Annotated in this window: 20 protein-coding genes; 14 read left to right on the top strand and 6 right to left on the bottom strand. The window is 70.2% G+C overall.

What is annotated here, in order from left to right; translation table 11 throughout:
* Window positions 1-95: 95 nt before the first annotated feature.
* The gene (locus tag FCN18_RS22635) at window positions 96-1,547 is read right to left on the bottom strand and encodes an MFS transporter (protein ID WP_112276786.1); all 1,452 of its coding nucleotides are present in this window, start codon (window positions 1,545-1,547) and stop codon (window positions 96-98) included.
* A 171-nt stretch (window positions 1,548-1,718) separates the two neighbouring features.
* On the opposite strand from FCN18_RS22635, the gene FCN18_RS22630 reads away from it, so the two are divergent.
* The 8 genes from FCN18_RS22630 to FCN18_RS22595 all read left to right on the top strand — a co-directional run bounded on the left by FCN18_RS22630 (window position 1,719) and on the right by FCN18_RS22595 (window position 7,740).
* Window positions 1,719-2,780 carry an aromatic ring-hydroxylating dioxygenase subunit alpha gene (locus FCN18_RS22630; RefSeq protein ID WP_112276784.1) on the top strand — a complete coding sequence of 354 codons (1,062 nt, stop codon included), beginning with the start codon at window positions 1,719-1,721 and terminating at the stop codon, window positions 2,778-2,780.
* Window positions 2,777-2,995, top strand: a complete 219-nt coding sequence (locus tag FCN18_RS22625) for a hypothetical protein (RefSeq protein WP_112276782.1) — start codon at window positions 2,777-2,779, stop codon at window positions 2,993-2,995. The genes FCN18_RS22630 and FCN18_RS22625 overlap by 4 nt, the downstream gene beginning before the upstream one ends.
* A gap of 13 nt (window positions 2,996-3,008) precedes the next feature.
* Entirely contained in the window at window positions 3,009-3,953 is a 945-nt protein-coding gene (locus FCN18_RS22620; protein ID WP_113641379.1) for a PDR/VanB family oxidoreductase, read from the top strand.
* Window positions 3,954-3,985: 32 nt separating this feature from the next.
* Complete coding sequence (locus FCN18_RS22615) at window positions 3,986-4,744, top strand: IclR family transcriptional regulator (protein ID WP_255565662.1); 759 nt, start codon at window positions 3,986-3,988, stop codon at window positions 4,742-4,744.
* A 17-nt stretch (window positions 4,745-4,761) separates the two neighbouring features.
* A complete protein-coding gene (locus FCN18_RS22610) occupies window positions 4,762-4,992 on the top strand; it encodes a hypothetical protein (RefSeq protein ID WP_137096059.1) in 231 nt (76 codons plus the stop codon).
* Window positions 4,993-5,091: 99 nt separating this feature from the next.
* Window positions 5,092-5,334 (top strand): DUF2630 family protein, encoded by a 243-nt coding sequence (locus FCN18_RS22605; RefSeq protein ID WP_112276776.1) that lies wholly within the window; start codon window positions 5,092-5,094, stop codon window positions 5,332-5,334.
* A gap of 128 nt (window positions 5,335-5,462) precedes the next feature.
* Window positions 5,463-7,226, top strand: coding sequence for an aa3-type cytochrome oxidase subunit I (gene ctaD, locus FCN18_RS22600; RefSeq protein WP_137096058.1), 1,764 nt, complete (start codon window positions 5,463-5,465; stop codon window positions 7,224-7,226).
* 22 nt (window positions 7,227-7,248) lie between these two features.
* The gene (locus FCN18_RS22595; RefSeq protein ID WP_113642040.1) at window positions 7,249-7,740 is read left to right on the top strand and encodes a DUF309 domain-containing protein; all 492 of its coding nucleotides are present in this window, start codon (window positions 7,249-7,251) and stop codon (window positions 7,738-7,740) included.
* Between the two features lie 16 nt (window positions 7,741-7,756).
* Here the strand turns inward: FCN18_RS22595 and fdhA are convergent, their stop codons facing one another.
* Complete coding sequence (gene fdhA / locus FCN18_RS22590; protein ID WP_113642039.1) at window positions 7,757-8,971, bottom strand: formaldehyde dehydrogenase, glutathione-independent; 1,215 nt, start codon at window positions 8,969-8,971, stop codon at window positions 7,757-7,759.
* Between the two features lie 98 nt (window positions 8,972-9,069).
* Window positions 9,070-9,966, bottom strand: coding sequence for an isocitrate lyase/PEP mutase family protein (locus tag FCN18_RS22585; protein WP_137096057.1), 897 nt, complete (start codon window positions 9,964-9,966; stop codon window positions 9,070-9,072).
* A 102-nt stretch (window positions 9,967-10,068) separates the two neighbouring features.
* Here FCN18_RS22585 and FCN18_RS22580 point away from each other — a divergent pair, with 102 nt between their 5' ends.
* Genes FCN18_RS22580 through FCN18_RS22565 form a run of 4 tightly spaced genes read left to right on the top strand, consistent with a single transcriptional unit; the run spans window position 10,069 to window position 15,301 of the window.
* Window positions 10,069-10,743, top strand: coding sequence for a GntR family transcriptional regulator (locus FCN18_RS22580; RefSeq protein WP_137096056.1), 675 nt, complete (start codon window positions 10,069-10,071; stop codon window positions 10,741-10,743).
* Entirely contained in the window at window positions 10,740-12,803 is a 2,064-nt protein-coding gene (locus FCN18_RS22575; protein WP_112276764.1) for a hydantoinase/oxoprolinase family protein, read from the top strand. The genes FCN18_RS22580 and FCN18_RS22575 overlap by 4 nt, the downstream gene beginning before the upstream one ends.
* Window positions 12,804-12,806: 3 nt before the next feature.
* A complete protein-coding gene (locus FCN18_RS22570) occupies window positions 12,807-14,684 on the top strand; it encodes a hydantoinase B/oxoprolinase family protein (RefSeq protein WP_112276762.1) in 1,878 nt (625 codons plus the stop codon).
* Window positions 14,681-15,301, top strand: a complete 621-nt coding sequence (locus FCN18_RS22565) for an isochorismatase family protein (RefSeq protein WP_112276760.1) — start codon at window positions 14,681-14,683, stop codon at window positions 15,299-15,301. Before FCN18_RS22570 ends, FCN18_RS22565 begins: the two co-directional genes overlap by 4 nt.
* Here the strand turns inward: FCN18_RS22565 and FCN18_RS22560 are convergent.
* Window positions 15,261-16,472, bottom strand: a complete 1,212-nt coding sequence (locus FCN18_RS22560; RefSeq protein ID WP_146770626.1) for an alpha/beta hydrolase family protein — start codon at window positions 16,470-16,472, stop codon at window positions 15,261-15,263. The two genes, FCN18_RS22565 and FCN18_RS22560, sit on opposite strands and share 41 nt — an antisense overlap.
* 99 nt (window positions 16,473-16,571) lie before the next feature.
* The gene (locus FCN18_RS22555) at window positions 16,572-17,744 is read right to left on the bottom strand and encodes an MFS transporter (RefSeq protein WP_112277093.1); all 1,173 of its coding nucleotides are present in this window, start codon (window positions 17,742-17,744) and stop codon (window positions 16,572-16,574) included.
* Between the two features lie 205 nt (window positions 17,745-17,949).
* Between FCN18_RS22555 and FCN18_RS22550 the strand changes: the two genes are divergently transcribed.
* Both FCN18_RS22550 and FCN18_RS22545 read left to right on the top strand, forming a co-directional pair.
* A complete protein-coding gene (locus FCN18_RS22550; protein WP_112276756.1) occupies window positions 17,950-18,219 on the top strand; it encodes a hypothetical protein in 270 nt (89 codons plus the stop codon).
* A 72-nt stretch (window positions 18,220-18,291) separates the two neighbouring features.
* The gene (locus FCN18_RS22545; RefSeq protein ID WP_112276754.1) at window positions 18,292-18,891 is read left to right on the top strand and encodes an HNH endonuclease family protein; all 600 of its coding nucleotides are present in this window, start codon (window positions 18,292-18,294) and stop codon (window positions 18,889-18,891) included.
* A gap of 29 nt (window positions 18,892-18,920) precedes the next feature.
* Here FCN18_RS22545 and FCN18_RS22540 read toward each other — a convergent pair whose 3' ends face one another.
* Window positions 18,921-20,480, bottom strand: a complete 1,560-nt coding sequence (locus FCN18_RS22540; protein ID WP_137096054.1) for an AMP-binding protein — start codon at window positions 20,478-20,480, stop codon at window positions 18,921-18,923.
* Window positions 20,481-20,484: the final 4 nt, after the last annotated feature.

Below are 20,484 nucleotides of genomic sequence, written 5' to 3'. Positions count from 1 at the left end.
AAGGCCACCATGCCTGCGTTCAACCAGGCACAGCGGCGCGCAGCGCCTCCGTTTGGGTGGTGGTGGGAGACGGGCGCGCGCAGTGAAGGTGGCCTTCACTGCAGTTGGGGCCGCTTCTCCTTGACCAGGGCGTACAGGCCGGCCGAGGCGAGCATGATGCCGCCCGCGACCCAGGTGCCGACGGCCCAGCTGCCCGTGGCGTCGCGCAGCACGCCGCTCACCACGGGGCTCGCGACGGCGCCGATCTCGGAGATCAGGTTCAGCAGCCCGAACGCCGACCCGCGCTGCTTCTCCGGCACCAGATCACCCGTGATGCCCTGCGCTATCGGCTGCAGCGCGTTGAAGAAGAGCCCCGAGCAGAACAGGATCAGCCCGAGCAGTAGCAGCGACGGCTGTCCGTCACCGCTGATCGACAGCGCGAACGCGAACACCAGCAGCGAGTAGACGATGCTGAACGAGATGAGCAGCGGCTTGCGGCCGTAGCCCTTCCGCAGCGCGCGGTCGGCGAGCCAGCCGCCCGCGGGGAAGCCGAGGATGCCTGCCCCCGCGTTGAACGCCGCCGTGAGCGCCGCGGCGAGCAGCGAGCTCTCCGTTGCCTCGCGGACGATCTCCACCGACCAGAAGCTGAAGAACCACAGGTTCCACAGGATCGCGATGTAGGCGACGTAGACGATCACGATGTCCCTGCTGAGCAGGGTCGACGCCTCGGGTGTGCGGCGCAGGCGTCCCACGATGACGGCGATGACGATCGCGGCGAGCAGCCCGGAGCCGAGCGCGGTGCCCCACGTGGGCCAGCGCAGCTCGTCGGCGACGATGAACAGCCCGAGCACGGCCACGAGCAGCGGCGCGGAGACGCCGACGAGCCGCAGCATCGGCGGGCCGAGCCGGAGCGGGCCGCCGAGCCGGGCGCGGAAGAAGTACCAGCACAGCCCGGCCACGACCAGCGACACGACGGCGAAGACCACGAACGGCATCCGCCACGCCTCGACGCCCATGCCGAGCGCGGAGCCCCAGTCGATCAGCAGCGGTGTGCAGACGATACCGATGGTGAGTCCGATCGACAGCCCGGAGATCACCACACCGAGGCCGAGCGTGCGCCGTTTCGGCGGGGTGTGGTTGAGGATCAATGTCCGGTCGTTGGAGTAGAAGACGCCCTCGCCGAGACCGGTCAGCACGCGGGCGCCGACGAACGCGATGAGCCCGACCACGACACCGGACACGAGCGTCAGCACACCCGCCCACAACAGCGAGAGCACGATCATCTCGCGGTGGCCGAAGCGGTCGCCGAGCCTGCCGCCGGGGTACTGCGTGAGCATGTAGCCGGTGAAGAACAGCGAGCCGACGAGACCGCCGAGTGCGCGCGGATCGCTGGACTCCCCGATGAAGCCGACCTCGTTGGCGATCATCCAGCTCACGACGGGACCGGTGAGCGTGCGGTCCGCGTAACTGACCACCCAGCCGAGCAGCAGTACCGCCCACAGCGCCTTGTACGGCTTGCGGGTCTGCTGCTCGCCCGGCAGGAACGACGTCGACTCTGACCGTGTCATGGGGCAGCACGGTCGCAACAAACGTCCGGATCCGCCCGCCCCCCGTTTCGGTGAACGGAATGCGCGGAAAACCGCAAAAGCCTTTCAGTGGGTGAAAACCGACGTGGCCGCGGGCGCGCCCTTGACCGCACAGTCGGGGCGTCTTCCACCACCGCGCAAGGAGCGACGTCAATGCCGACAACGCCGACATTCGCCCGCAACCAGTGGTACGTGGCCGCGTACAGCCGCGAGCTCGGGCGCGAACTGTTCCCGCGAACGATCCTCGGCGAGCCGATCGTCTTCTACCGCACGGAGAACGGCGACGCGGTCGCGCTCGCCGACCGCTGCGTGCACCGCCGCTACCCGCTCTCGGAGAGCAGGCTCGAGGGCGACACCATCGTGTGCGGCTACCACGGGTTCACCTACGACCGGGCCGGTTCGTGCGTGTTCGTGCCCGGCCAGTCCCGCATCCCGCGCACCGCGCGCGTCGCGAGCTACCCGCTCGTGGAGCAGGACTCCTTCGTGTGGGTGTGGATCGGTGACCGGGACAGGGCCGACCCCGGGCTGATCCCACGGGCGCCGTGGCTGGCCGACCCCGCGTACACGACGGTGTCGGGCATGGAGCCGCTGCGGGCGCGCTACGAGCTGCTCGTGGACAACCTCATGGATCTCTCCCACGAGACCTACCTGCACGGCGGCTACATCGGCACGCCGGAGGTGGCGAACACGCCGATCACCACCGAGGTCGACGAGGAGAACGAGGTCATCTACGTCTCGAGGCACATGGCCGACGCCGAGTGCCCGTCGTTCTACGCGAAGTCGACCGGGATCGAGGGCCGCATCACGCGATGGCAGGACATCGAGTACCACCCGCCGTGCCTGTACCTGCTGCACAGCCGCATCGCTCCGGTCGGCGTGCTGCCGAACGACGACGGCACCGATCCGGACGCGTTCCACGTCGAGGTGGTCTACGCGATCACGCCCGAGACCGAGCACAGCACGCACGACTTCTGGGCCGTGGCGCGGGACTTCGCGCTCGACGACCAGGAGGTCTCCGACTTCCTCGCCGAGAGCAACCGCACCGTGGTGCTCCAGGACGTGCGGGCGCTCGACGTGCTGGAGCAGGTGATTCAGTCCGAACCGGACGGTTACCAGGAGCTGAGCGTCAACATCGACACCGGCGGACTCGCGGCACGGCGGTTCCTCCGGCGCATGGTCGAGCGGGCGGAGCCGAAGGCGGTGGCGCGGTCATGACACCGCGGACCGCCATGCTGCACGGCGACACCGTGTTCCGCATCCACTGGGTGCTGAACACCGACCGGCTGCTCGGCGTGTGCCACTGCGGCGCCGAGCACGAGGCGGAGGATCCAGTCGAGCTGTGGGACTGGCTGCTCGCCCACCCCGAAGGCCACGAACCGCGCGCCGAGAGCGCGACGCCGCCCCCGGTGCGGCGGCTGGCCGGCGTCTGAGGAGGACCTTTCCATGGACGAACTCGAACTGGTGGTCGCCCGTAAGGAGACCGTCGCCGAGGGCGTGGTGTGCCTGACCCTGCGCCATCCCGACGGCGAGCCGTTGCCGTCGTGGGAGCCCGGTGCGCACGTGGACCTGCTGCTCGCCGACGGGCTCGAACGGCAGTACTCGCTGTGCGGCGACCCCGGCGACAGCTCGGCGCTGACCGTCGCGGTGCTGCGTGAGCCAGAGAGCAGGGGCGGGTCGGCGTTCGTGCACGAGCGGCTCGCCGAGGGCGCGACGACGCGGGTTCGCGGGCCGCGCAACAACTTCGCCCTCACCGACTCGCCGCGGTACCTCTTCCTCGCGGGCGGCATCGGCATCACCCCGATCGCGCCGATGGTGGCCGAGGCCGACGCACGGGGCGCCGACTGGCGGCTCGTCTACGGAGGGCGCAGCAGGGCGTCGATGGCGTTCGCCGACGCGCTCACCGCGAAGTACGGACACCGCGTGCGCGTGCTGCCCGAGGACGAGACGGGGCTGTTGCCGCTCGACGAGCTGCTGGGGACGCCGGAACCGGAGACGGCGGTGTACTGCTGCGGGCCTGAGCCGTTGCTCGCGGCCGTTGAGCAGCGGTGCGCGGCGTGGGGACCGGGCGTGCTGCACGTCGAGCGGTTCGCGCCGAGGGACGACGCCGACGCGGGGCCGCGCGAGTCGTTCGAGGTGGAGCTGGCCGTGTCCGGCAGGACCCTCACCGTGCCCGCGGATAAGTCGATCTTGGAGACGCTGGAGGACGCCGGGGTGCCGGTGTTGTCGTCGTGTCAGGAGGGCACGTGCGGCACCTGCGAGACCGATGTCCGCGAGGGCGTTCCCGACCACCGCGACTCGCTGCTGACCGACGAGGAGCGCGCGGCGGGCGAGACGATGTTGATCTGCGTGTCCCGTTCGCGCGGGCCGCGGCTGGTGCTGGAGCTGTAGCCTTTACCGGCTGGCTCGGCGAAGGAGTTGAGGTGGGCGAGGGTGCCCGGTCGGTGACCGCCAAGGTGCTCGCCATGCTGGAGGCGTTCACCCCGGCGACGCCGGACCTCTCCCTCAGCGAGCTGGCGCGGCGCGCGGGTGTCTCGCTGCCGACCGCGCACCGGCGGGCGGCCGAGCTGGTGGCGTGGGGAGCGCTGGAACGCGGCGCCGACGGGCGGTACCGGATCGGGCTGCGGCTGTGGGAGGTCGCGGCGCTGGCTCCGCGCGGGCTCGGCCTGCGGGACGTGGCGATGCCGTTCCTTGAGGACCTGTACGAGGTCACGCACGAGAACGTCCAGCTGGCGGTGCGCGAGGGGCTCGAGCTGGTGTTCGTGGAGCGGATCGCGGGCAGGCACGCCGTGCCGGTGCTGACCCGCGTCGGCGGGCGGTTCGCCCTGCACGCGACCGGTGTGGGCCTGGTACTTCTGGCGCACGCGCCCGTGGAGGTGCAGGAGCAAGCGCTTGCGGCCCCGCTGCACGCCTACACACCGAAGACGATCACCGACCCCGATCGGCTGCGCGAGCTGCTGGCCGCGGTCCGCCGCAACGGCTACGCCGTGAGCGACGGCCAGGTGACCCTCGACGCGCTGTCGGTGGCCGCGCCGATCCGCGGCGCCGACGCGGCCGTGGTGGCGGCGGTATCGCTGGTCGTGCGCGCCGACACGGCGGAACCCATCGCGCTGGCCCCGCTGGTGCAGGCCGCCGCACGCGGCATCTCGCGGATGCTGGCCCCCCGACCCGGTGGCTGGTGACCCGTTAGCGTGGTGCGGTGCTCCGGCGAACGGTCAAGTTCCGGGCGGATCCCGACGCGGGTCTGCTCTCGGCCGAGCTGCTGGACGAGGACGGCAACCTGCTGCAGGCGCGTGTGCTCGACGCCCGAGACGGGGCACTGCTCGGCGAGTGGCTGGAGGCCGAGGCGGACGAGGCCGTGGCCAACGGCAGCCGCTGGGTCCGTTCGAGAGCCTGGCACCACCTCTTCCCCACAGACCCATCCGAGTGAACCCCAGCTGCAGTGAAGGCCACCTTCACTGCGTTGAACGCAGGCATGGTGGCCTTCACTGCAAGCGGGGTGCGTGGGCTGCGGCGTACCGTGGCCTGCATGGCTGACGAGGACACGATCGCCAGGATCGACGCGCTGATCGCCGAGGAGCGGGAGCTGCGCTCCCACGCCACCGGCAACGGGCTCGACGACGCGGGCAAGCGGCGCCTTCGGGAGCTGGAGCAGCAGCTCGACCAGTGCTGGGACCTGCTGCGGCAGCGGCGTGCCCGCGCCGAGTTCGGCGACGACCCCGACGAGGCCCAGCCGCGGCCGATCAGCGAGGTCGAGTCCTACCAGCAGTAACAGGCCGGGCATCGAGGCGGTTCGAACTGATGCGCCCGGCGCTGCCGGGGGCTACCGTTTAGCAAGACCGCCTCGAGCCGGCCAGCACGAGGGCTCGAGGATGCACCACTGGTGGTGGAGGTGCAGCCTTGGACACTCAGATCGGCCTGCGGCCGACGCGAATCCGCCAGCCCGCTACCCGCACGGGGAAGCGAGGTCAGCAGGTACTGGCCTGGATCCGCACCACCGATCACAAGAAGATCGGGATGCTCTATCTCGTCACCTCGATGGTCTTCTTCATGATCGGCGGCCTCATGGCCCTGCTGATCCGGGGTGAGCTCGCCTGGCCCGGACTGCAGTTCCTGTCGCAGGAGCAGTACAACCAGCTGTTCACGATGCACGGCACGATCATGCTGCTGCTCTACGCGACCCCGATCTTGTTCGCCTTCGCCAACCTCGTGCTGCCGTTGCAGATCGGCTCCCCCGACGTCGCCTTTCCCCGGTTGAACGCCTTCTCGTACTGGCTGTTCCTGTTCGGCGGCACGATCGTGCTCAGCTCGCTGCTCACCCCCGGTGGCGGCGCGGACTTCGGCTGGACCGCGTATACGCCGCTGTCGCGCGCCGAGTACTCCGTGGGCCCCGGAGGTGACCTCTGGATCATGGGCCTGATCGTGTCCGGTCTCGGCACGATCCTCGGCGCCGTCAACATGATCACCACGGTCGTGTGCCTGCGCGGGCCGGGCATGACCATGTGGCGGATGCCGATCTTCACCTGGAACATCCTTTTCACCAGCGTGCTGATCCTCGCCGCGTTCCCGATCCTCACGGCGGCGCTGTTCGCACTCGCGGCCGACCGGCATCTCGGCGCGCACGTGTTCGACCCCGCCAACGGCGGCGCGATCCTCTGGCAGCACCTGTTCTGGTTCTTCGGCCATCCCGAGGTCTACATCGTCGCGTTGCCGTTCTTCGGGATCATCACCGAGATCATCCCGGTGTTCAGCCGCAAACCGCTGTTCGGCTACCGGCTGATGGTGTTCGCGACGATGGGCATCACGGCGCTGTCGTTCGCCGTGTGGGCGCACCACATGTTCGCCACCGGCGCGGTGCTGCTGCCGTTCTTCTCGTTCCTGACGTTCCTGATCGCCGTGCCAACCGGCATCAAGTTCTTCAACTGGATCGGGACGATGTGGAAGGGGCAGCTGAGCTTCGAGACGCCGATGCTGTGGTCGATCGGGTTCCTCGTGACGTTCCTGCTCGGCGGGCTCACCGGCATCATCCTCGCCGCCCCGCCGCTGGACTTCCACATCCACGACAGCTACTTCGTGGTGGCGCACTTCCACTACGTGCTGTTCGGCACCATCGTGTTCGCGACGTTCGCCGGCATCTACTTCTGGTTCCCGAAGTTCACCGGGCGCATGCTCAACGAACCGCTGGGCAAGCTGCACTTCTGGCTCACGTTCGTGGGCTTCCACCTGACGTTCCTCGTGCAGCACTGGCTCGGTGACGCGGGCATGCCCCGCCGCTACGCCGACTACCTGCCCTCGGACGGCTTCACCGAGATGCACGTGGTGTCGACGATCGGCGCGTTCGTGCTGGGTCTTTCGATGTTGCCGTTCCTGTGGAACGTGGTGCGCAGCTACCGCTTCGGCGAGCCGGTGAACGTGGACGACCCGTGGGGCTTCGGCAACTCGCTCGAATGGGCAACGAGCTCGCCGCCCCCGCGGCACAACTTCACCGAGCTGCCCAAGATCCGTTCGGAGCGGCCCGCGTTCGAGCTGCACTACCCGCACATGGTCGAGCGCATCCATTCCGAAGGTCACATCACGCTCACCGGCAAGGTCAAGCCACACGACTCCTCACCGAAGCCGCCGGAGAAGACGGCCTCCGAAGCCACCGAGCGCAACGACCAGTGACCGCGGTGCGACACTGACGAGCGTGAGTGACCGAGACCGGGACGAGGAAGGCCGCGCCCGCAACGCCCGCCCGAGGGATGGCCTCGGCAGGCCGCTGCCCTACGGCGCGGAGGGCGTCGAGCGGCAGCCGGAGGGCGTCGTCCGCGCACCGGAGGAGTCGCTGGCGGAGGCGCAGCGGCTGCTCGACGAGGGCAAACCCTTCCACGCCCACGAGGTGTTCGAGGACGCGTGGAAGTCGGGGCCAGAGGAAGAGCGGGAGCTGTGGCGGGGGCTCGCGCAGCTCGCCGTCGGCGTGACCCATGCGGCCCGCGGCAACCTGACGGGCGCGGCCTCGCTGCTCGACCGGGGCGCGGGCAACATCGAGCCGTTCGCGGCGCGGCGGCCACACGGTATCGACGTCGAGGGCCTTGGCGCGTGGGCGCGCACGCTCGCCGCGAGCCTTCGTGAGCAGGTGGCGCCGCCGGACGCGAGCACGATCGTGCCCCGGCTGCGCGAGCCGGGGCACGACCGCTGATTCCCTGGTACTACACCTAGGCGGGAACCATCCCATGCGGGTCGAGCACGAACTTCTTGGCCGCGCCGTGGTCGAAGTCCTCGTAGCCCTGCGGAGCGTCGGTGAGCGGGATGACCGTGGCGTTGACTGCCTTGGCGATCTCCGCCCTGCCGTTGAGGATCATGTTCATCAGCAGGCGGTTGTACTTCTTGACGGGGCACTGGCCGGTGGTGAACGAGTGCGATTTCGCCCAGCCGAGGCCGATTCGCACGCCGAGCTGGCCGATCTGCGCGTTCTCGTCGACCCCGCCGGGGTCGCCCGTGACGTACAGGCCGGGAATGCCGAGCGAGGCGCCCGCCCTGGCGATGGTCATGATGTCGTTGAGCACCGTTGCGGGCTGCTCACCCGCGTCCCGGCCGTGGGCGCGTGCCTCGAAGCCGACCGCGTCCACCGCCGCGTCGACCTCCGGCTCGCCGGTGATTTCCTTGATCATGTCGGCGAGCTCGGCCGACTCGCGGAGATCCACTGTCTCGCAACCGAAACTGCGGGCCTGCTGGAGCCGCTCCGGGATCATGTCGCCGACGATCACCACCGACGCGCCGAGCAGCTGCGCGGCGTGTGCCGCCGCGAGACCGACCGGTCCCGCTCCGGCGACGTACACCGTGGATCCCGTGGTCACGCCCGCCGTGAAGGCGCCGTGGTAGCCGGTCGGGAAGATGTCCGACAGCATCGTCAGGTCGAGGATCTTCTCCAGCGCCTGGTCGCGGTCGGGGAACGGCAGCAGGTTGAAGTCGGCGTACGGCACCATCACGTACTCGGCCTGGCCGCCGATCCAGCCGCCCATGTCGACGTAGCCGTACGCCGCGCCGGGCCGTGCGGGGTTGACGTTCAGGCAGATTCCGGTCTTGCCCTCGAAGCACATGCGGCAGCGGCCGCACGCGATGTTGAAGGGCACCGAACAGATGTCACCGGGTTTGACGAACAGCACGTCGTCACCGGCTTCGACCACCTCCCCGGTGATCTCGTGCCCGAGGGTCTGACCGACGGGCGCGGTGGTGCGGCCGCGGACCATGTGCTGGTCGCTGCCGCAGATGTTGGTGGTGACGATCTTCAGAATCGCCGCGTGCGGAGCCTTCTTCGGCAGGCCCAGTCCTTCGACGACGTCAGTAGGTAGTTCGAGCTTCGGATAGTCGATCGACTCGACGGAGACTCGTCCCGGCCCTTGATACACGACAACATGGTTATCCGGCATGTCCAAACCCCTTTGTCTGATCGCCGGTTCTGAGTTCGTGGGCGTATCGCGAACGTAGCTCCTACCAGTTGGTATTTCCAGGTATCAGCAGGTGTAACTCATTCACTCGCGAAGCGCTGCTCCAGTTTCTGGATCTCGGGCAGCCCGATGAGATCGGTGAACTCACCGAACGACGGCAGCCCGTCGAGTGCCGACTGGGGGGTGCCCTCCGCGCGCAGCACCTCCAGCAGCGAGCGGATCCCCGCGGTCGCGGCGAGCAGCGTGCCGATGGGGAAAAGCACGAGCGAGAAGCCGAGCTCCCCGATGCGGCGCAAGGAGATCGGTGGGGTGCGGCCACCTTCGGCCCAGTTGAACACGAGCGGCGCAACACCGCGTAGCTCCTTCGCTACGCGCTCGATGCTCTCCTCGCTCGTTGGCGCCTCCACGAAGAGCACGTCGGCGCCAGCGTCGGCGTACGCCTTGGCGCGGTCGATCGCGTCGTCCAGCCCGTGCACCGCGGCGGCGTCGGTGCGGGCGATGAGCACGAAGTCGGGGTCCTGCCGGGCGGCGACGGCGGCGCGGAGCTTGCCGGTCATCTCCTCGCGCGAGATCACCGCCTTGCCGCTCATGTGCCCGCATTTCTTCGGCATGACCTGGTCCTCGAGGTGAATGCCGGACACCCCGGCCTGCTCGTAGGCCCGCACGGTGCGCACGACGTTGATCGCGTTGCCGTAGCCGGTGTCGGCGTCGGCGATCACCGGCAGGTCGACGGCGGCGACGATGCGGCTCGCGTTGTCGACCATCTCGGAGCCGGAGAGCAGGCCGACGTCGGGCCTGCCGATGAGCGAGGCGCTGGTGCCGAAGCCGGTCAGGTAGACGACGTGGAAGCCGGCCTGCTCGACGAGCCTGGCCGAGAGGGCGTCGTACGAGCCGGGCGCGACGAGCGGCTCCCCTGCCGTGAGCAGTTCCCGCAACCGGGCGCGCGGCCGTCGGGCGGTACCGAGCAGATCTCCCACGGCAGCCTCCTTGCATACAGAAGCCTCGAACTTGTGCGTCACCCTTTGCGGTGGAATGTCCGCCGTCCTAGATTGCACACAAATCTGGGTTTGAGGTGATTCATGACACAGACTTCCCCCTCCGTGACGGGCCGCGAGAAGGCCGTCGACGCGCTGCGCGAGCTGATCCTGCGCGGCGACTTCCCGGCGGGCGCCCGGCTGGGCGAGGTGGAGCTGGCCACTCGGCTCGGGGTCAGCCGGACGCCGGTGCGGGAGGCGCTCACGCGCCTGGCCGCCGAGGGCCTCGTCGAGCTGGTGCCCAACCGCGGCGCCCGCGTCAGCAAGTGGAGCGTCGAGGAGCTCAAAGGCGTGTTCGACCTGCGGACCGCGCTCGAACCGGAGCTCACGGCGCTGGCCGTGCCGAAGGCGGGCCCCGACGACGTCGAGGAGCTCGACCGGCTCGCGCGGCGGATGGTCGAGGTCGGCAGCCCGGGAGCGGGGCAGGACCTCGACGCGCTCGTGCCGCTCAACCGCGAGTTCCACGGCAGGCTCGTCACTCTCGCCGGTCACCCCGCGCTCGCGGGCGCGCTCGCCAGCGCGGTGCACGCCCCGATCGTGCTCCGGAACTTCCACACCTACGACGAGACGTCCCTGCGGCGCAGCCTCGCGCACCACGCCGAGATCGTCGCCGCCGTGCGGGCGGGCGACCCCGAGTGGGCCCGTGCCGTGATGACCGCCCATATCCGCAACGCGCGGGCCGTGATGGTCCGCGCGGCGAGGGAGCAGGAGAACGCATGAGTTACCGGCTCGGAGTCGACGTCGGCGGCACCTTCACCGATGTGCTGCTGGTCGAGGAGGCCACCGGCGCCACCTGGCGCGCGAAGACCCCGTCCACGCCGGCCGACCAGTCGGTCGGCGTGCGCAGCGGCATCGGCAAGGTGTGTGCCGATGCCGGGATCGGCCTGCACGAGGTGGCCCAGGTGCTGCACGGCACCACCGTGGCGACCAACGCGATTCTGGAGGGCAAGGGCGCGAAGGTCGGTCTGGTCACCACCAGGGGCTTTCGGCAGGTGCTGCAGATCGCGCGGTCGTACGTGCCTGGCGGGCTCGCCGGGTGGATCATCTGGCCGAAGCCGGAGCCGCTCGCGGCGTTGGAGAACACCGTGGAGGTCGACGAGCGGATCGCCAGCGACGGCACGGTGATCCGCGAGCTCGACGAGGCCGACGTCCGCGCCCAGCTCGGCAGGCTGCGAGGCCGGGGCATCCGAGCGCTGGCCGTCTCGCTCATCAACTCCTTCGCCGGTGCCGCCCACGAGCGCCGGATCGCCGAGCTCGCCGCCGAGGAGCTGCCCGGCGTCCCGGTGTCGCTGTCCTCCGACGTGCTGCCCGAGCTGCGCGAGTATGAGCGCACGGTGACCACCGTCGCCAACGGCTACGTCCAGCCACAGGTCAAGCACTACATCGAGACGCTGGCGGGCGAGCTCGGCAAGAGCGGCGTCGCCGGTGAGCTGGCGATCCTGCGCAGCGACGGCGGGCTCTCGACCGCCGACGCCGCCGTCGCCTCGCCGGTGACGATGCTGCTGTCCGGCCCCGCGGGCGGGGTGACCGGTGCGGTGTGGGTGGCCGAGCAGTGCGGCTACCGCGACCTGATCACGTTCGACATGGGCGGCACCTCCACCGACGTCGCGCTCGTGCAGGACCTCTCGCCGCGCATCGGCAGGGAGACCAAGGTCGGCGACCTGACCGTGCGGGCGTCCAGCGTGGACGTTCGAACGGTCGGCGCCGGTGGTGGCTCGATCGCGCACGTTCCCGAGCTCACCAGGGCGCTGCGCGTGGGTCCGCAGTCGGCGGGCGCCGACCCCGGCCCCGCCGCATACGGCCGGGGTGGTACCGAGCCGACCGTCACCGACGCGAACGTGGTGCTCGGCAACCTGCCGCCCGCACTGGCAGGCGGGGAGATCACGCTCGACGTCGCCGCCGCGAGGGACGCGGTGGAGAAGATCGCCGAGGCGATGGGCCTGCCCGATGCCGAGACCGCCGCGGCCGGCATCGTCGACATCGTCAACGAGAACATGCTCGGCGGGCTGCGGCTGGTCTCGGTGCAACAGGGCTTCGACCCCCGAGACTTCGCGCTCGTCGCCTTCGGCGGCGCGGGACCGCTGCACGCCAACGCGCTCGGCAGGCTCACCGGCGCGTGGCCCGTGATCGTGCCGCCGTCGCCCGGCGTGCTGTGCGCACTCGGTGACGCCACCACCAGCCTGCGTGACGTCGCGGCCCGCACCGTCCTGCGCCGCTTCGCCGACCTGACCGGCGACGAGCTGGGCGCGATCCTGCGGGAGCTGGCGGACGAGGCGGGCGAGCGGCTCGCCGCGCAGGGCCTGGCGAAGGACGCACAGGAGGTCGGCTTCGAGGTCGACGTGCGCTACCACGGGCAGGGCTTCGAGATCCCCGTCGAGGTCGACAGGGCGTGGCTCGACGGACCCGGCACCGCGCTGGAGGCGCTAGCGAGCCGCTTCGACGCAGAGCACGACCGGCTGTTCTCGTTCCTGCTCTCGGTGGACCACGAGCTGGTCAACGCCCGCGCCACGGTGACAGGCCCGAGGCCGGAGGTCGCGCCGCTCACCCTGCCCGAGGGCACGGGCGACCCGGCCGACGCGCTCGTGGACACCCACCCGATCCACGTCTCCGGCGCGCGGCACGACGCCCGCGTGTACGACAGGGCCAAGCTGCGGGCCGGCGATGTGGTGACCGGCCCCGCGATCGTGACGGAGATGGACTCGACGACCCTCGTGCTGCCCGGCCACGCGGCCACGGTGCACCCGTCCGGCAGCCTGCTCATCAACCCGTTGGAGGCGTGAGGCATGGCCCGCATCATCGAGACCGCGACTGGCGAGCTCACCAAGGGCACCGTGGACCCGGTGACCCTCGACCTCATCGAGAACGGCCTGCGCAATGCCCGCTACGAGATGGACGAAGTGCTGTTCCGCACCGCGCTTTCGCCGGGAATCCGGGAGCAGCACGACGAGTTCCCGCTCATCGGCGACCCGAGCGGGAAGATGGTGGTCGGCCAGTTCGGACTGTCCATTCCAGACTTCCTGGAGAACTTCGACGACACGATCGAAGAGGGCGACGTGCTGATGACGTCGGACCCCTACGCGTGCGGTGCCGCGATCAGCCACGCCAACGACTGGCTGCTCGTGATGCCGATCTTCCACGAGGGCAGGCTCGTCGGCTGGGCGTCGATGTTCGGGCACATGTCCGACGTCGGCGGCAAGACGCCGTGCTCGATGCCCACCGACGCGCGCACGATCTACGAGGAGGGCGTGGTCGTGCCGCCGTTCAAGCTGTACCGCAAGGGAGAGCTGAACGCCGACGCGCTGCGCATCATCCTCAACCAGGTGCGCATGCCGGACTGGAACCGCGCCGACCTCAACGGGCTCGTCGCCGCGTGCCGCACGGCGGGCCGCCGCGTGGTGGAGATGTGCGAGCGGTTCGGCACGGCGACCTACCTCTCGGCGCTCGACGCGCTGCTCCAGCGCAACTACGACGCGATGAAGGTGCTGCTGGAGACCGTCTTCGAGGACGGCAGGACCATCAGCTTCACCGACTACATCTGCGACGACGGCGTCGGCAACGGGCCCTACGAGCTGAAGCTTTCGCTCACCAGGCACGGCGAGAAGGTGCACCTGGACTTCACGGGCAGCTCGCCGCAGGCGGCCGGGCCGGTGAACTACTACATCAACGAGAACCTGACCCGGATGTTCTTCGGGATCTACATGATCACCGTGGCCGACCCGCAGATCCTGTGGAACGACGGCTTCTACCCGCTCGTAGACGTGACGATCCCGGACGGCTCGTACTGGAAGCCGAAGCACCCGGCTTCACTCAACGGCCGCAACCACGGCATCGGGCGCGTGTTCGACCTCTTCGGCGGGCTGCTCGGGCAGACAAACCCGGCGCTGCTGAACGCGGCCGGGTTCTCCTCCAGCCCGCACTTCATGTACTCCGGCTACTACACCTCGGGCGACCGCGAGGGCGAGTGGTTCCAGCTCTACTCCATCGGCTTCGGCGGCATTCCCGGCAGGCCGCTCGGCGACGGGCCCGACGGGCACTCGCTATGGCCGAGCTTCGTCAACATCCCGTGCGAGTACCTGGAGTCGTACTACCCGCTGCGCATCGAACGCTGGGAAACCGTGTCCGACACGGGCGGCGCGGGCCTGCACCGGGGCGGCAACGGCGTGGATGTGACGTACGTGTTCTCCGAGCCGGGCACGATCGCGATCCACGACGACCGGTGGCTGACCTACCCGTGGGGCGTCAACGGCGGCGCGCCCGGCGCGCGCGGCACGAAGTGGCTGGAGCGGGCCGACGGCACGCGCGAGGTGTTGCCGAGTAAGTGCCACGACGTGCCCGTGCGGCCCGGCGATGTGCTGCACTTCGTCACGTGGGGCGGGGGCGGCTGGGGCGACCCGCTGCAACGCGACCCCGGGCTGGTGGCGCTGGAGGTGGCGCGCGGGCTGGTGACTGCGGAGGGCGCGCGGCGCTACGGCGTGGTGCTCGACGGCGAGGGCGCCGTCGACGCCGGGGCGACCGAGGCGCTGCGGGCGGAGCTGAAGGCGTCGCGGCCCGCCGACCTGCCGGTGTTCGACATGGGACCGCCGATCGAGGAGCTGCTGGAGCGCTGCGAAGCCGAGACCGGCCTGCCAGCGCCGAAACGACCGCACTGGGCGGAGTCATGAGCGCCGGGCCGCACGGGACGGCGTTCTCCGGAAGGGTCGGCTGGGGCGAGCGCCCCGCCGTGCTGGTGATCGACCTGGTGCGTGCCTACACCGAACCGGGCGGGCCGTTCCTGCTGCCGGACCCGGCGCCCGCCGTCGCGGCGACCGGCGAGCTGGTGGCCGCGGCGAGGGCGACGGGGAGACCGGTGCTGTGGACCGTGGTGCGGTACACGCGCGGGCTCGCCGACGGCGGGCTGTTCGTGCGCAAGGTGCCCGCCTTGGCGGCGTTCGCGGATGACGCCGAGGGCGGCTGGGGCGAGATCGCGCCGCCGTTGAAGCCGGAGCCCGGCGAACCGGTGATCGTGAAACAGTACGCGTCGGGCTTCTTCGGCACGTCGCTCGCGGCGACCCTGCACGCGACCGGCGTCGACACCGTGGTGATCGCCGGCGTGTCGACGTCGGGGTGCGTGCGGGCCTCGGCCACCGACGCGCTCGCGCACGGCTTCCGGCCGCAGGTGGTGCGCCAGGCGTGCGCTGACAGGTCCACGCAGCTGCACGACGCGAACCTGACCGATCTGGATGCCAAGTACGCCGATGTCACCGACCTGGCGGAGGCCCTTCGCCGGCTGCGGTCCTGAACTCCACCTCCGGGTAGCGCGCGGACGGACCGTCGAGGATCGGCTGCTCCTCGCCCTTGAGGAAGCGCAGGAAGAAGGCCGACGTGTAGTCGAGCAGGATCCGCTGCGATGGCTCGTCCCCGATGTCGTCGAAGTTCGCCGTCCAGACCTCCGGCGGCATCACCTCGCGCATGTTCCAGCGGTCGGCGCTGCCGCCCTGGTCTACGAATCGGTAGTGGCCCGCGTCGCGGACCCGCAGCCACTGGTGCCAGCCGGTGAGCGCCGGCAGGAAGTCGGCCCACGTCGGATCAGCCTTGTCGTCGTGGTAGTCGCTGCCCAGGACCAGGAACGGCTTGTCGAGGCCCTCCGTGCGAACCGGGCCCACGACGAGGCCGTCGAGGTTGACGCCCGCGCGCAGCCTCGGGTCCTCCAGCATCGCCTGCGCCGCTGTGGAACCGCCGAACGAGTGCCCGTAGATGCCGGCGCGGTCGACGTCGGCCGAGCGGGCGACGCCCGATGGCAGCGGCAGCGTCCCCGCCTCAAGCCCGTCGAGTACGAACCGGACGTCGGCGACCCTGGCCTCCTGCAGGCGGTTGAGGATCGCCTGGTTCTCCGTGCTGAAGTCACTGGCCGCGGCACAGAACGTGGGGTCGGCGGTGGAAACCGTCCGGCCGCCGGGGAACTCCACCAGGTCGGACTCGTGGGTGCTGCCGAGCGCGACGACGACGAAACCCAGGCTGGCGAGGCGTTCGTTGACGGCGGTCGTGTCGGTCCGGCTCGCGCACAGACCGTGGTAGAAGATCACCACCGGGTGGTTCCCCGGCAGCGCGGGCGCGTCCCGCCTGCTGTTGGTGACGGCGCCTTCGAGCGCGCCGTCGGGCAGCACGTAGAACTCCTCCTGCCGTGCGGCCTCCTTCGGGGACGCGTAGTCGGCGCGCTCATACCAGGGCAGTGGCAGTGCCGGGTACCAGACCTGCGCCATCAGCTCCCTCGGTCCGCCCTCGGGGTCGAGGCCGTCGATGCGGCCCTCGTCGACGAGGTGCAGCAGGCTCGTGCCCGGCGCGTGAGGCCCCTCGGGTTGGGGCAGGTGCACCTGCTGCGGCGCCGCGTTCGCGGGCGGCGCGACCAGCACGGCCGACAAGGTCACTGCGAGCGTTCCGGCCACGAGCCGGAAAAGTCCGGATTTCCCCACACCTAAGGTCTACACCACACGAGCAACCCCCGCCTGGGCGACTGCCCCCCAAGGCCACCTTTGGTGCGTTGAACGCACCAAAGGTGGCCTTGGGGACCGTCAGTCGGCCCGTTCTCGGCGCACGGCTCTCCAGGTGAGGCCGCTGGAGGTCCACAGCAGCGCGCCGGTGACCACGAAGACCGAGGCGATGCCTGCCGAGCCCGCGATGGCACCGGCGCCGAGGGGCACGAGCACCTGGCCGAGCCGGTTTCCCGTGAGCCGCAACGACAGCGCCGAGGCCCGGCTGCGTTGCGACACCAGCGTCACCACCCACGTCATCGTCAGCGGCTGCCCGATGCCCCAGAAGAAGCCGACGATCACGAGCAGGATGCCCATCAGGACCGGTTGGTGCGCAAGGGGAAGCAGAGACATCGGCAGCGCCGAGCACAGCGTCGCCGACAGCAGCAGCCAGCGGCGCGACACCACCCGCAGCAGGGCTGGCAGGAACGCGCGGGACACGATCGACGAGCCCGTGCGCAGCATGAGCAGCACGGTCACCAGCAGGACGCTGAAGCCGTACTCCTCGCCCAGCACCGGCAGGAACGCCGACAGCACGTCCATCGACGTCAGCACCACGAGGCTGCTGAACACGGCTGGGCACATGCCGGGGATGCCGAGCATCGTCACCATCGACTGCGCGGGCTCCTCGGTGGGCGGCCTGCCCATGGCCCGCCTCGGCACGGGCAGCAGGAACGACGAGGGCCCCGCCAACGCGACGAGGCCGGCGAGCGCGAGCAACGCACCCGTGGTCGCCACGCCGTCGCCGGTGCTGCTCGCCGACGACACCAGACCGGCTACCGGCAGACCCACCGTCTGTCCGATGGAGACGGCCAGCGACCAGCCCGCGAACCGCTTGTCCAGCTCGTGCGGCTCCGACAGCAGCGGGATGAACCCCTGCGCCGCCACGACCACGAGAACCTGCCCGAAGCCCAGCAGCGCGTTTCCGATGCCGAGTATCACGAGGTCGCCGCTCACCGCGATCACGAGCAGCGAGACGGCGGTGAGCAGCACACCCGCCCGCAGCATCCCGGCGGGGTGACCGTTGTCCACGGCCCTGCCGACGTGCACGGCCACCACGAGCGGCAGCAGTGAGAACAGCGCCGCGATGACGCCGAGGGCCACCCCGTCGGCGCCGAGCCCGAGTGCGCGGTAGGAGACGAGCATCCTGGCCGCGTTGAACGCCGCCTGGGACAGCGCCGTGGCGACGCACAGGTGGGGATACCAGTGCCGCATGTCCACCTCTGCCGAGAGGGGCCGCCGAGGGCGGCCTCGATGCCAAGGAGCGCATGCCCCGGCCGCTCTACGGAAAGTCTCGTTCACGAAGACGGGCGTCGGCCACCTGAGTGACTCTCTTGCCCTTGAGCTGGGAAGTCGTCCATGGTGATGCGAACGGTTTTCACCACCGGTCAAGCGCGACCGACCGATGGAGGTCTCAGGTATGAGCGGACGCGACGTGCTCGTAGGGACCCCCTCTCTCGAATCGTGGTCGGTCCCCCCGGAGGAGGACTCGATCGAGTACGGAGTCTTCTCGCTGCAGAGCGGTTGCCTGGAAGTCGGCATGTACGAGCACCAAGAAGCCAGGAGAGCGGCGGCCGAATGGCGCGCGCGAGGCGAGGTGACGGCCTACGCGGCGGAACTGTGCCCCGAACACGAGGCCCACCCGCGCGAGGACTGTGCCCTTTTCGCCCGCTTCGACGCGATCGCCTGACCACATCGAGTGTGACGTTGTCCTCCCCTGTCGCTGCCGTGGATACGGACGGCGACCGGAGATGATCATGGGGTGAAGACCCCCGCCCTCGTCGTCGCCCTTGCCGCCGCGTTCACGCTCACCGCGTGCGAACTGCCCGAAGCCCCTGCCGAGACGCCCGCCCCATCGGGAGCGCTCCCGCAGCTGCGGGTGGCGCCGGAGGACACGGGCGCCCGCTACGACCGCGACGACTGGCCGCACTGGGACTACCTCGGCGACGGCTGCGACGTACGCGACCAGATCCTGCAGGACCAGGGCCGCTCCGTCCGCGTCGGCGACAACTGCGAGGTGACGGGCGAGTGGACGAGCGTCTACGACGGCGAGATCGTGACCGACGCCGGCGATCTGGACATCGACCACATCGTGCCGCTCGCGGAGGTGGCCCGCTCGGGCTCACGTGACTGGACCGAAGCCGAGCGGGAGGCGTACGCGAACGACCCGGAGGTGCTGGTCGCCGTGACGGCCAGGAGCAACCGCCAGAAGGGCGACCAGGACCCGGCGACGTGGCTCCCGGACCAGGATCGCTGCGGCTACGTGACCCGCTGGGTCCAGACGAAGGCCAAGTACGACCTGACGGCGGACCAGGCGGAAGCGGAGGCGATCAACGCGATCCTCTCCCACTGCCCGAGCTGACGCGCCGGTGCTTCGAGGAGGGTCCGCGCTCAGGAGTCCCGGAGCTGGTTGCGCAGGATCTTCCCCGATGCCGATTTGGGGATCGCTTCGACGAACTCCACCGCACGAACGCGTTTGTGGGGCGCCACCCGGCCGGCCACGTAGGTCATGACGGCGTCCTTGGTGACGGTGCTCCCCCGGCGTCGCACGACGAAGGCCTTGGGCACTTCCTCTCCGTCGGCGTCGCGGGCCCCGACCACGGCGGCGTCGTCCACGCACGGATGGCCCAGGAGCACGTCCTCGAGCTCGGCGGGTGCGACCTGGTAGCCCTTGTACTTGATCAGCTCCTTGATCCGGTCGACGATCTTGATCTCACCGTGCGGACCGAGCGTCGCGACGTCCCCGGTGTGCAGGTAGCCGTCCTCGTCAAGGGCGGAGGCCGTGGCCGACGGGTTGTTCAGGTACCCGGACATGACGTTCGGTCCCCGCACCCACAGCTCGCCCCGCTCTCCCGGCCCGGCGTCGACGCCGGTCGCCGGGTCGACGAGCCGGAACTCGATGCCGGGCAGTGCAAGCCCGCAGCTCGCGGGGTCGATGTCGGGGCGGTCCTCGGGCGCCGCGTGCGACACGGGCGACATCTCCGTCATCCCGTAGCCCTGCATGACCGCGCACCCCAGCCGTTCCGCCAGCGTGGCACTCAGCCCACGGTCGAGCGGGGCCGCACCGGAGAACACCATTTCCAGGCTGCTCACGTCGTGCTGTTCCACCACGGGGTCCTTGGCGAGCGCACGCACGACCGGCGGCGCCACGTAGAGCTTGCGCACCCGGTGCTCGGCCACCAGGCGGAGCAGCTCGGCCAGGTCGAACCGCGACATCGTGACCAGCGGCGCGTGGGTGTACAGGCTGTGGTTCATCAGCACGGTCATGCCGTAGATGTGGAACAGCGGGAGAACGGCCAGCTGGGTGCTGCCCCGCGTCAGCGGCACCATCCGGTCGAACTGCAGGACGTTCGCGACGACGTTGCGGTGGGTGAGCACCACCCCCTTGGCCTGGCCCGTGGTGCCCGAGGAGTACGGCAGCACCGCGATGTCGTCCGGCCCGGTGGTCAGTACCGGCGCGGGCCCGGACTCCGCCGCCAGCTCGGCGAGGCAGGAATGGCCTTCGACCGGCTCCAGGGTGAACACGGCGTCCGGCCCGATCCCGGCCTTCTCCGCGGCCGCCGCGACCGACTCCAGCTGCGCCGCCGCCGCGATGGCGAAGCGGGCGCCCGAGTCGTGGAGCTGGTGAGCGAGCTCAGGCGTCGTGTACGTGGGGTTCGCGGCCGTGACGACGCCACCCGCGCGGAGTACGGCGTGGAACGCCGACACCCAGTCCGGCGAGTTCGGGCCCACCAGACCGACGACGTCACCGGTGCGCAGTCCACGCGCGCGCAACCCCGCCGCAATGCGCTCAACCCGTTGGTGCAGCTCGCCGAAGGTCGTCACCGCGCCCGTGCGGCCGTCGACGAGCGCGGTCGCGCCGGCGTGCTCGCCGGGACCGTCGCCGAACAGCAACGTGGTCAGTGAGACGTCCGGAACGGTGACGGCTGGATACGGGCTGGAAATCGGCATCGAC

This window comes from Prauserella endophytica (assembly GCF_005146945.1).
Taxonomy (GTDB): domain Bacteria; phylum Actinomycetota; class Actinomycetes; order Mycobacteriales; family Pseudonocardiaceae; genus Prauserella_A; species Prauserella_A endophytica.
The sequence above is the reverse complement of the archived record's forward strand: the minus strand, read 5'-3'. Positions and strand labels throughout refer to the sequence as shown.

What these genes read in the sequence shown, in the direction of transcription:
- FCN18_RS22605 (WP_112276776.1), top strand. Translation starts at nt 5,092, where the DNA reads ATGGCTGACGAGGACACGATCGCCAGGATCGACGCGCTGATCGCCGAG.
- FCN18_RS22550 (WP_112276756.1), top strand. Translation starts at nt 17,950, where the DNA reads ATGAGCGGACGCGACGTGCTCGTAGGGACCCCCTCTCTCGAATCGTGG.
- FCN18_RS22565 (WP_112276760.1), top strand. Translation starts at nt 14,681, where the DNA reads ATGAGCGCCGGGCCGCACGGGACGGCGTTCTCCGGAAGGGTCGGCTGG.
- FCN18_RS22630 (WP_112276784.1), top strand. Translation starts at nt 1,719, where the DNA reads ATGCCGACAACGCCGACATTCGCCCGCAACCAGTGGTACGTGGCCGCG.
- FCN18_RS22625 (WP_112276782.1), top strand. Translation starts at nt 2,777, where the DNA reads ATGACACCGCGGACCGCCATGCTGCACGGCGACACCGTGTTCCGCATC.
- FCN18_RS22620 (WP_113641379.1), top strand. Translation starts at nt 3,009, where the DNA reads ATGGACGAACTCGAACTGGTGGTCGCCCGTAAGGAGACCGTCGCCGAG.
- FCN18_RS22635 (WP_112276786.1), bottom strand. Translation starts at nt 1,547, where the DNA reads ATGACACGGTCAGAGTCGACGTCGTTCCTGCCGGGCGAGCAGCAGACC.
- FCN18_RS22570 (WP_112276762.1), top strand. Translation starts at nt 12,807, where the DNA reads ATGGCCCGCATCATCGAGACCGCGACTGGCGAGCTCACCAAGGGCACC.
- FCN18_RS22540 (WP_137096054.1), bottom strand. Translation starts at nt 20,480, where the DNA reads ATGCCGATTTCCAGCCCGTATCCAGCCGTCACCGTTCCGGACGTCTCA.
- FCN18_RS22575 (WP_112276764.1), top strand. Translation starts at nt 10,740, where the DNA reads ATGAGTTACCGGCTCGGAGTCGACGTCGGCGGCACCTTCACCGATGTG.
- fdhA (WP_113642039.1), bottom strand. Translation starts at nt 8,971, where the DNA reads ATGCCGGATAACCATGTTGTCGTGTATCAAGGGCCGGGACGAGTCTCC.
- FCN18_RS22580 (WP_137096056.1), top strand. Translation starts at nt 10,069, where the DNA reads ATGACACAGACTTCCCCCTCCGTGACGGGCCGCGAGAAGGCCGTCGAC.
- FCN18_RS22555 (WP_112277093.1), bottom strand. Translation starts at nt 17,744, where the DNA reads ATGCGGCACTGGTATCCCCACCTGTGCGTCGCCACGGCGCTGTCCCAG.